Below are 9,933 nucleotides of genomic sequence, written 5' to 3' on the forward strand. Positions count from 1 at the left end.
CCGCCGGGAAACACCGTTCGCGAGCAAGCTCGCTCCTACGAAAAGCAACCCCGCCCCACCCCTCAAAACTTCCCGTGCCGCCCTTCGCCCCGCGCAAAGCGTTGCGCCCCGGCCTGGGTCTCGCCACTGAGGATCACCATCAGCCCTCCCTGGAATTCGTTGGCCATGGCCACGTCGAACGACTGGTTCCACTGCGCGTAGACGCTGCCGCGGTCGGCCAGCATGCAGGCCTGGGGGAAGTCGGCGATCTGCCGGGCCAGGTCCTCGGCGGCGGCGCGGGCCTCGCCCTTGGCCACCACGCGGTTGGCCAGGCCCATGCCCAGGGCTTCCTGGGCGGCCACCGGGCGGCCGGTGAGGATCAGGTCCAGCGCCCTGCCCTGGCCGATGATGCGCGGCAGGCGCACGGTGCCGCCGTCGATCAGCGGCACGCCGAAGCGCCGGCAGAACACCCCGCATACCGCGTCCTCGGCCATCACCCGCAGGTCGGCGAGCAGCGCCAGCTCCAGGCCGCCGGCCACCGCGTAGCCCTCGATGGCGGCGATCAGTGGCTTGTTCAGCTGCATGCGGCTGGGGCCCATGGGGGCGTCGCCTTCGTTTTCCAGGCGGTTGCGCCGTTCGCTGTCCTGCGCCACCGCAGTGAGGTCCGCGCCGGCGCAGAAGGTGCCGCCGGCGCCGGTGAGCACCGCCACCTTCGCCTGCTCGTCGGCCTCGAAGGCGCGCAGGGCCTCGGCCAGGGCGTCGGCGGTGGGCCGGTCGACGGCGTTGCGCGCCTCGGGACGATCGATGATCAGGGTGGTTACCGGGCCGTTGTGCTCGACGATCACGCTCATGCTGGACTCCAGGCTGACGGAAAGGACGAAGGCCGACTTGCGCCGGCCCTCCACCTTACTGCGTCACGGAGCGCGGAGCAGCACCCTGGCCGTTCCGCCCGTCAGGCTGTCGCGATCAGCCGACGTATTTCTGCAGGTTGGCCATCATCTCGCGCAGGGCCTCGACGTTGTCCGCCGGGTGCACCGCGTTCTCGAAGCTGCTGATCTGCTGCCAGTGCGCCGCCACGTCCTCGGCATCGAAGCCTTCGCGCGGGTCGAAGCCGAAGCCCAGGCTGCGCTCCCAGCGCACCTTGCCCATCCAGCCGCCGCCCACTTCATAGAGGCCGGAGGTGTCCTGGCAGGCCTCGCTGCCCAGGTAGACCACCAGCGGGCTGACCAGCTCGGGCTTGAGCTGCTCGAACACCTGCGGCGGGATCAGCCCCTCGGTCATGCGAGTGCCGCCGGTGGGGGCGATGGCGTTGACCAGGATGTTGTTCTTGCGGCCCTCCAGGGCCAGGGTGCGGGTCAGGCCGTAGAGGCCGAGCTTGGCCATGCCATAGTTGCTCTGCCCGAAGTTGCCGTAGATGCCCGAGGTGGAGGCGGTGAAGATCACCCGCCCGTAGCCCTGCTCGCGCATCAGCGGCCAGGCGGCGCGGGTCACCTTGTAGGCGCCCTCGACGTGGACCTTGTAGACCAGGTCCCAGTCGGCGTCTTCCATCTTGTGGAAGGTCTTGTCGCGCAGGATGCCGGCGTTGTTCACCACCACGTCGACGCGGCCGAAGGCTTCCACGGCCTGGCGCACGATGTTCTCGCCGTCGGTCACCGAGTCGTGGTTGGCGATGGCGGTGCCGCCGGCGGCGCGGATCTCCGCCACCACGCGGTCGGCCGCCGAGGCGTTGGCGCCCTCGCCGTGGGTGCTGCCGCCCAGGTCGTTCACCACCACCTTGGCGCCATGCCTGGCGAACAACAGGGCGTGGGCACGGCCGAGACCGCCGCCGGCACCGGTGACGATCACGACCTTGTCGTCGAAACGAACGGCATCACTCATGGTTGGTACTCCCAGGCAGGTTGATGGCTACGGAGTGTCAAACAGACGTTTGACGGTCACAACCAAGACGCCGGGGCTGAATATGCCCCGATAAGGTCCGGGGATGATACCGGCGGCCCCTTCAGGCCGCCGGCTGCACCTGCCCGGCCAGGCGCGCGCGGAACGCCAGGTAGTGCGCCAGTACCTGCTCCGGCGCCTCGGTCTGCGGGTAGTGGCCGATGCCGTCGAGCATCACCGTGTCCGGCTGCGGGATCAACTGGCGGTAGCGCTCGACCATGTGCGCGCCGGAGATCGGGTCCAGCGGCCCGTCGATCAGCCGCAGCGGCACGCCGGCGCGCTGCATGGCGCCGACCCAGCGCTCGCGGTGTTCGCGGCGGTCGAGGATGTAGTGGATCAGCCGGTGCATCACCTTCGGCCCGTCGTTGCAGGCGATCAGGCTCCAGAAGGCGTCCAGTTCCTCCTCGCTCGGCCGGGTGCGCGGGCCGAACACCTTGGCGAAGTTGGCGGCCAGCTTGCCACGGTCGAAGAAGCGCCCGAAGAAGCCGCCCAGGGGGCTGAGCAGCAGCTTCTGCGAGAGCACCGGGCGGTGCGTCTCGGGGAACAGCCCGCCATTGAGGAACACCACCGAGGCCAGCTGGATGCGTCCTTCGAGGTGCCGCGCCAGCAGTTCCTGGCCGACGCTGTTGCCGTAGTCGTGGACCAGCAGGTGCAGCGGCCCGCGCAGCTCCAGGTGGGCCAGCAGCGCCTGCTGCAGGTCGGCCTGCTCGTGGATGCGGTAGGCGTGGCCGCGCGGCTTGGCCGAGTCGCCGAAGCCGAGCATGTCGCAGGCGATCACCCGGTAGCGCCCGGCCAGCGGTTGCCACAGCTTGTTCCAGTCCCAGGAGGCGCTGGGGAAGCCGTGGATCAGCAGCAGAGGCTCGCCGGCGCCGGCCTCCCAGTAACGGATGGCGTGGCCGTGGAAGTCGAAGCTGCGCCCCTGCGCGCGCCAGTCGCGCAGGGGGATGGCGATGCCGGCCATCAGTCGCGGTAGCCGGGGTTCTGCAGGTCGAGCTTGCGCAGCAGCGCCGGCCAGGCCAGCTGCCCGCCCATGCCCTGGGAGGTCTTCATCACCCCGGCGAGCATCGCCCGGGCGCCGTCGAGGATCTGCTGCGGGATGTGGATCAGCTCGCCGCCGCCGCTCTGCGCCATGATCTGCGCCTCGCAGGCGCGCTGCAGGGTGAACATGCCGAGGAAGGCGTCGGCGACGGTGCCGAAGGCGGTCAGCAGGCCGTGGTTGGGCAGGATCATGAAGTTCTTGTCGCCCAGGTCGGCCTGCAGGCGGGCCTTCTCGTCGTGGTTCAGGGCCACGCCCTCGTAGCCGTGGTAGGCCAGGCTGGAGAGCACGAACAGCGATTGCTGCGACAGCGGCAGCAGGCCGTTCTTCTGCGCCGACACGGCGATGCCGGCGGGGGTGTGGATGTGCAGCACGCAACCGACGTCGTGGCGCACCTCGTGGACCGCGCTGTGGATGGTGTAGCCGGCCGGGTTGATGTCGTAGGGGCTGTCCATCAGCTTTCTGCCGGCCAGGTCCACCTTCACCAGGCTGGAGGCGGTGATCTCGTGGAACATCATGCCGTAGGGGTTGATGAGGAAGTCCTCGGTGCCCGGGACCTTGGCCGAGATGTGGGTGAAGATCAGGTCGTCCCAGCCGTGCAGGGCGATCAGCCGGTAGCAGGCGGCGAGGTCGACGCGGGTCTGCCATTCGGCCTCGGAGACCTGGTCTTTCACGGAGGGTGCGGGAGCGGCGGCGTTCATGGGGCGGTCCTCATCGGTTGTTGTTGTTCGATGGGGCCAGTCTAGTCAGCCGGGGGCGCCGCGACTGTCGGAGGTCTGACAGTCGCATCTTAGGAATTGAATTGTAGGAGCGAGCTTGCTCGCGAACCGCACTCTGCCAGACTTGTAGGATGGGTGGAGCGAAGCGATACCCATCACCACGACCGCACGGGTTTCGTAAACTCAACCCATCCTGCGAAAGACACCTCGCTCCTACAGGACCAGTGCGACGGCGGGCGCCAGCAACAGGTTGAACAGCCCGGTGAGGACCATCAGCAGCCCGGCGGTGGAACCCTCCTCGCCGCCGAACTCGTAGGCCCGGCTGGTGCCCGCGCCGTGGGCGCCGACGCCCAGCAGGGCGCCGCGGGCGAGGGTCGAGCGCAGCGGCAGCAGCTTCATCAGCAGGCCGCCGGCCAGGGCGCCGAACACCCCGGTGATCATCACGAAGGCCGCGGTCAGCTCCGGCACCCCGCCCAGGTCGTGGGACATCTCCATGGCCAGCGGCGTGGTGATCGAGCGCGGCACCAGCGACAGCGCCACCTGGCCGTCCAGGGCCAGGGCATTGGCCAGCGCCCAGGAGCTGCCGATGGCCACCGCGGAGCCGGCGCACATGCCCACCAGCAGCGCCGGCCAGTGCCGGGCGAGCAGCGCCCGCTGCTGCCAGATGGGCACGGCGAAGGCCACGGTGGCCGGGCCCAGCAGCGCCACCAGCCAGTTGGTGTCGCGGGCGTAGTCGGCGTAGCGGGCGTGCAGCGGGATGGCCACGGCGAACAGCAGCACCGGGACGAACACGATGGGCGCGAAGCCGTACCAGCGCACGCGCTTGTACAACTGGCGGCTGAACAGGTAGCCGCCGAGGGTCAGGGCCAACCAGAACAGGGCTTGCTTATCGAGACTCATGGCGCGACCTCCAGCGGTACATGCCTTCCACCGACAGCGCGGTGACCAGCATCACCAGCAGGGTGCTGCACATGATCACCAGCAATATCTTCCAGCCCTCGCTGCGCAGCAGTGGGCCGTAGTCCAGCAGGCTCATCAGCGCGGGGATGAAGAACAGCAGCATCTCCGCCAGCAGCAGCCCGGCGCCGCCCTGCAGCAGGGCCGGGCGCACCGCCCCGCTGGCGAACAGCGCCAGCAGCAGGCCGAGCCCCACCACCCCGCCGGGCAGCGGCAGGCCGGTGGCCCTGGCCAGCCAGCCGCCGAACCACCAGAAGGCGATGAGGACGGCGAGTTCGAAGCCCAGTCGGAGGATGCGGCGAGTCATTTCGGGTGCCTGCGTGGCGCTGCGGAGTGGATGGCGCTCAGGTTAAGCCCGGGGGTACTATCCCCAAAGCGAATTGTTCGAATCGGAGCCATTCCAGAATGGAATTCAAGCAGCTACGCAGCTTCGTCGAGGTGGTGCGCCAGGGCAGCTTCACCCAGGCCGCGGTACGCCTGCATGCCAGCCAGTCGGCCGTGAGCAAGCAGGTGGCCCAGCTGGAGCAGAGCCTGCAGGTGCAGTTGCTGGAGCGCAGCGGCCCGCACGTGCGCCTGACCGCCGCCGGCGAAGTGGTGCTGCGCCGCGCCGAGGACATGCTGCGCCTGCGCCGCGAACTGCTGACCGAACTGGACGACCTCAGCCAGATGAAGCGCGGCGAGCTGCGCCTGGGCCTGCCGCTGCTGGGCGCCGACGCCCTGTTCGCCTGGCGCTTCGCCGAGTACCGCAAGCGCTACCCGCACATCCAGGTGCACCTGGTGGAAGGCGGCAGCAAGAGCCTGGAGCAGGCGGTGCACGCCGGCGAACTGGAACTGGCCGGCGCCCTCACCCCCAGCGACCCCGGCTTCGACTGGCAGCGGTTCTGCAACGAACCGCTGGACGCCCTGCTGCCGGCCGAGCACCCGCTGGCCGGGCGCGAGCGCATCGCCCTGGCCGAACTGGCCGACACCCCCTTCCTGCTCTACCAACAGAGCTTCACCCTCAACGACCGCCTGCTGCGCGCCTGCCACGAGGCCGGCTTCGAACCCCGCGAAGGCGGCCGCAGCGGCCAGGCCGACTTCCTCGGCGCGCTGGTCGCCGCCGGCCAGGGCGTGGTGCTGTTGCCACGGGCAGTGGCCGAGGAAGTGGTACGGCCAGGGGTGGCACGGGTGCTGCTGAGCGAACCGGACCTGCGCTGGGACATCTGCTTCATCTGGCGCCGCGACGCCTACCTGTCCCACGCGGCCAAGGCCTGGCTGGCGCTGCTGGAGGAGTTTCCGCTGCATCCGTAGGGCGAATAACCGTTCGCGGTTATCCGCCGATACACCGGGGCCATAGCCAACGCCAAGGTCAACCCCGGAGCCGCCGAGGATCACGGCCAAACGGCGGATAACGCCGTAGGCGTTATTCGCCCTACACCAGGCCTACCCGCGTCGTAGGGCGAATAACCGTTCGCGGTTATCCGCCGATACACCGGGGCCATAGCCAACGCCAAGGTCAACCCCGGAGCCGCCGAGGATCACGGCCAAACGGCGGATAACGCCGTAGGCGTTATTCGCCCTACACCAGGCCTACCCGCGTCGTAGGGCGAATAACCGTTCGCGGTTATCCGCCGATACACCGGGGCCATAGCCAACGCCAAGGTCAACCCCGGAGCCGCCGAGGATCACGGCCAAACGGCGGATAACCGTTCGCGGTTATCCGCCGATACGCCGGGGCCACAGCCAACGCCGGGGGATGGATCAGCCTTTCAACGCAGCGATGAAATCGGCGATCCAGGGCTCGGCGTCGGTCTCCGGGGTGACCGTCTCGCTGGCGTCCAGGCGCAGCATCGGCAGCACCTCGCGCAGGCCCAGCTCGGCGTACAGCTCGCGCACCTGCTCGCCGCCGCCGCAATAGGTGTCGCCGTAGCTGGAGTCGCCCAGGCCGATCACCGCGCCGGGCAGGCCGCGCCAGTTCGGCAGGCGGTCGCGCAGGGCGTAGTACAGCGGCTGGATGTTGTCCGGCAGCTCGCCCAGGCCGGTGGTCGAGGTGACCGTCAGGAAGGCGTCGGGCGCGGCCTCGACCAGCGCGTCCAGGCCGGCGCGCGGCTCGAACCAGGTCTCTAGGCCCGCGGCCTCCAGCAGGCGCTTGGCATGGCGCGCGACCTCCTCGGCGGTGCCGTAGACCGACCCGGACAGAATGGCGACTTTCATGGAAACTCCCGGTTCATGCGACAAACGCCCATTATGCCGCAAGCCGGCCACGGGTGTTCGCCGGCGCCGCCGGGCTGGTATAGTTTTTTCCCACCGCGCCGCTCGGATATGCCTCCGCCGGCCGTTTTCCACCAGCCACGAGGCTCGCATGAGCGCATCCCCGGCCCCCATCCTGATCACCGGCGCCAGCCAGCGCGTCGGCCTGCACTGCGCCCTGCGCCTGCTCGACGCGGGCCAGCCGGTGATCGTCAGCTACCGCAGCGAGAAGCCCGGGCTGCAGCAACTGCGCGAGCGCGGCGCGACCTGCCTGCACGGCGACTTCGCCGACGAGGCCGGCATCCTCGCCTTCATCGACGCGCTCAAGGCCCACACCGACAGCCTGCGCGCCATCGTCCACAACGCCTCCACCTGGCTCGCCGAGACGCCCGGCCACGAGGCCGAGGCCTTCCGCGCGCTGTTCAGCGTGCACATGCTCGCCCCCTACCTGATCAACCTGCACTGCGCGCCGCTGCTGGAGCGCTCGCTGCCGGCCGACATCATCCACGTCAGCGACGACGTGGTGCGCAGGGGCAGCGCCAAGCACGTCGCCTACTGCGCCAGCAAGGCCGGGCTGGACAGCCTGACGCTGTCCTTCGCCGCGCGCTTCGCGCCGCGCATCAAGGTCAACACCATCGCCCCGGCGCTGGTCATGTTCAACACCGGGGACGACGCCGACTACCGCGCGCGCACCCTGGCGAAATCCGCCCTGGGCATCGAACCCGGGCCGGACGTCGTCTACCAGGCCATCCGCTACCTGCTGGACACCCCCTACGTCACCGGCACCACCTTGACCGTCAACGGCGGCCGGCACCTCAAATGACCGCCCGCCGTGGCGCGAGGAACCCTGCAATGACCGATTCCCTGTCCGCGAACTACCGCGAGATACTCCTGGGCCTGGGCGAGAACCCCGACCGCGAAGGCCTGCTCGACACCCCCAAGCGCGCCGCCAAGGCCATGCGCTACCTGTGCCACGGCTACGAGCTGAGCCTGGAGGAGATCGTCAACGGCGCGCTGTTCGCCTCGGACAACGACGAAATGGTGATCGTCCGCGACATCGAGCTGTATTCGCTGTGCGAACACCACCTGCTGCCCTTCATCGGCAAGGCCCATGTGGCGTACATTCCCACCGGACGGGTGCTGGGGCTGTCGAAGGTGGCGCGCATCGTCGACATGTTCGCGCGGCGCCTGCAGATCCAGGAGAACCTGACGCGGCAGATCGCCGAGGCCATCGAGCGCATCACCGGCGCCGCCGGCGTGGCGGTGGTGATCGAGGCGCAGCACATGTGCATGATGATGCGCGGCGTGGAGAAGCAGAACTCGCAGATGTTCACCTCGGTGATGCTCGGCGCCTTCCGCGACTCCAGCAACACCCGCCAGGAATTCCTGCAACTGATCGGACGGAGCAAGTGAAATGACGCAATTGCAGCCGGGCATGGCGCGGATCCGCGTGAAGGACCTGCGCGTGCGCACCTACATCGGCATCAAGGAAGAGGAAATCCTCAACAAGCAGGACGTGCTGATCAACCTGACCATCCTCTACCCCTCGCAGGAGGCGGTGCAGGTCAACGACATCGAGCACGCGCTGAACTACCGCACCATCACCAAGGCGATCATCGCCCACGTCGAGGAGAACCGCTTCGCCCTGCTGGAGCGCCTGACCCAGGAAATCCTCGACCTGGTCATGGCCCACCCGGCAGTGCACTACGCCGAGGTGGAAGTGGACAAGCCCCACGCCCTGCGCTTCGCCGAGTCGGTGTCCATCGCCCTGGCCGCCCGGCGCTGAACCGGGCGGCGCCTTCGAGCCGGCGGCCATTGCTGGCGCCTGCCCCGGCTCTTATCATCTGCGCAGCCCCGAATTGCCCCGGCGTCCCGCGACGACGCGCCAAGCGAGAGCCCGAACCATGAGCAAGCCCGAACACAGCATCCTCGACCTGACCCAGGAACAACGCACCGAGCTGGAGGCCGCGGCCTTCCGCACCCTGGTGCAGCACCTGCGCACCCGCAAGGACGTGCAGAACATCGACCTGATGAACCTCGCCGGCTTCTGCCGCAACTGCCTGTCCAAGTGGTACAAGGCCGCGGCCGACGACATGGGCCTGGAACTGAGCCCGGAACAGGCCCGCGAGGAGATCTACGGCATGCCTTACGCCGAATGGAAGGCGAAATACCAGAAGGAAGCCTCGCCCGAGCAGCAGGCCGCCTTCGACACCGCCAAGAAACACTGACGAGCCCGCCTTGATGACCCTCACCGATTTCCGCGCGCGCCTGCGCAGCGAGCAGCACCTGTTCACCGATACCCTGGCGTTCATCGCCGAGCACTACAGCTACAGCCCCAGCGCCTTCAGCAACGGCCCGGTGGAAAACCCGGCCGGGCAGAACGAGGGCTCCTGCAAGACCCTCGGCTTCGCCATCCTCGAGGGCCTGAGCCTGGAGGAAACCCTGCTGGCCTTCGGTGAACACTATCGCGCGGTGCGCGACACCCCCGAGGGCACCGACCACGCCAACATCCGCGCCCTGCAGAACACCGGCCTGGCCGGCGTGCGCTTCGAGCGCCAGCCGCTGTCGCGCCGCGGCTGATCCCCCCGCAATGCAGAAGCCCCGCCCTCCAGGCTGTGTGAAAACCTCAGGATCGGTCCCACTGGTTAAAAAACAACCTGGATTTCGCGTTTCTACGTGGATTCTGGATTGGCTGAATAGCCAAGCCTCTTCAGATTTCACGTAGGAACGCGCTCTTCGAAGAGCCGCTCGGTTTTTCACACAGCCTGCCTCGCGGGGCTTTTTCTTGCCGCCGTGAATAGCGAGGCAAACCGTGGGGCGCATAACGCCTCCGGCGTTATCCGCCGTCGTTCACGGGCCTCGGTGCACTGCCAACGGCGGATAACCGCGAACGGTTATTCGCCCTACGGTCGTCGGCGAACCCATGCGGCCGTGGCGATGGGTATCGCTTCGCTCAACACCATCCTACGACGGTGCCCCAACGCCATTCCCCTGTAGGAGCAACTGTCTATTGGGTTTGGGTGTAGCGCGCCGCTCCGAGTGCGTTGATGTTTCTTGTTTCGCCCCCTCGGGCGAGTC

At 68.3% G+C, this 9,933-nt stretch carries 13 protein-coding genes; 6 read left to right on the forward strand and 7 right to left on the reverse strand.

The window, feature by feature from the left end:
• Positions 1–62: 62 nt before the first annotated feature.
• From VV867_RS30490 to VV867_RS30515, 6 genes are all read right to left on the reverse strand, one after another.
• Positions 63–830 (reverse strand): crotonase/enoyl-CoA hydratase family protein, encoded by a 768-nt coding sequence (locus VV867_RS30490; protein WP_275628731.1) that lies wholly within the window; start codon positions 828–830, stop codon positions 63–65.
• Positions 831–945: 115 nt separating this feature from the next.
• Positions 946–1,857, reverse strand: a complete 912-nt coding sequence (locus tag VV867_RS30495) for an SDR family oxidoreductase (protein ID WP_109932178.1) — start codon at positions 1,855–1,857, stop codon at positions 946–948.
• A gap of 121 nt (positions 1,858–1,978) precedes the next feature.
• On the reverse strand, positions 1,979–2,875 hold the full coding sequence (locus VV867_RS30500) for an alpha/beta fold hydrolase (protein ID WP_109932176.1): 897 nt from the start codon (positions 2,873–2,875) through the stop codon (positions 1,979–1,981).
• A complete protein-coding gene (locus tag VV867_RS30505; RefSeq protein ID WP_109932174.1) occupies positions 2,875–3,651 on the reverse strand; it encodes a class II aldolase/adducin family protein in 777 nt (258 codons plus the stop codon). Before VV867_RS30505 ends, VV867_RS30500 begins: the two co-directional genes overlap by 1 nt.
• Before the next feature lie 231 nt (positions 3,652–3,882).
• Positions 3,883–4,569 (reverse strand): LrgB family protein, encoded by a 687-nt coding sequence (locus tag VV867_RS30510; RefSeq protein ID WP_328568401.1) that lies wholly within the window; start codon positions 4,567–4,569, stop codon positions 3,883–3,885.
• Positions 4,556–4,933: a CidA/LrgA family protein gene (locus VV867_RS30515; RefSeq protein WP_089389616.1), complete on the reverse strand. Its 378-nt coding sequence runs from the start codon at positions 4,931–4,933 to the stop codon at positions 4,556–4,558. The genes VV867_RS30510 and VV867_RS30515 overlap by 14 nt, the downstream gene beginning before the upstream one ends.
• 98 nt (positions 4,934–5,031) lie before the next feature.
• Here VV867_RS30515 and VV867_RS30520 point away from each other — a divergent pair, with 98 nt between their 5' ends.
• Positions 5,032–5,916, forward strand: coding sequence for a LysR family transcriptional regulator (locus VV867_RS30520; protein ID WP_109932170.1), 885 nt, complete (start codon positions 5,032–5,034; stop codon positions 5,914–5,916).
• A 450-nt stretch (positions 5,917–6,366) separates the two neighbouring features.
• On the opposite strand, the gene VV867_RS30525 is transcribed toward VV867_RS30520, so the two are convergent.
• Positions 6,367–6,819 carry a flavodoxin gene (locus tag VV867_RS30525; protein ID WP_089389618.1) on the reverse strand — a complete coding sequence of 151 codons (453 nt, stop codon included), beginning with the start codon at positions 6,817–6,819 and terminating at the stop codon, positions 6,367–6,369.
• A 148-nt stretch (positions 6,820–6,967) separates the two neighbouring features.
• Between VV867_RS30525 and folM the strand changes: the two genes are divergently transcribed.
• The 5 genes from folM (at position 6,968) to VV867_RS30550 (ending at position 9,435) form a co-directional block, all read left to right on the forward strand.
• Positions 6,968–7,678: a dihydromonapterin reductase gene (gene folM / locus VV867_RS30530; protein WP_328568402.1), complete on the forward strand. Its 711-nt coding sequence runs from the start codon at positions 6,968–6,970 to the stop codon at positions 7,676–7,678.
• A gap of 29 nt (positions 7,679–7,707) precedes the next feature.
• Positions 7,708–8,268 carry a GTP cyclohydrolase I FolE gene (folE, locus tag VV867_RS30535; protein ID WP_208604337.1) on the forward strand — a complete coding sequence of 187 codons (561 nt, stop codon included), beginning with the start codon at positions 7,708–7,710 and terminating at the stop codon, positions 8,266–8,268.
• Between the two features lies 1 nt (position 8,269).
• Positions 8,270–8,641 carry a dihydroneopterin triphosphate 2'-epimerase gene (gene folX, locus VV867_RS30540; RefSeq protein WP_109932165.1) on the forward strand — a complete coding sequence of 124 codons (372 nt, stop codon included), beginning with the start codon at positions 8,270–8,272 and terminating at the stop codon, positions 8,639–8,641.
• Positions 8,642–8,759: 118 nt separating this feature from the next.
• Positions 8,760–9,083, forward strand: coding sequence for a DUF1244 domain-containing protein (locus VV867_RS30545; RefSeq protein WP_109932163.1), 324 nt, complete (start codon positions 8,760–8,762; stop codon positions 9,081–9,083).
• Positions 9,084–9,096: 13 nt separating this feature from the next.
• Positions 9,097–9,435, forward strand: coding sequence for a HopJ type III effector protein (locus VV867_RS30550; protein WP_009616043.1), 339 nt, complete (start codon positions 9,097–9,099; stop codon positions 9,433–9,435).
• The last annotated feature ends 498 nt before the right edge of the window (positions 9,436–9,933 follow it).

It is taken from the genome of Pseudomonas sp. JH-2 (assembly GCF_036231725.1).
Taxonomy (GTDB): Bacteria; Pseudomonadota; Gammaproteobacteria; order Pseudomonadales; family Pseudomonadaceae; genus Pseudomonas; species Pseudomonas delhiensis.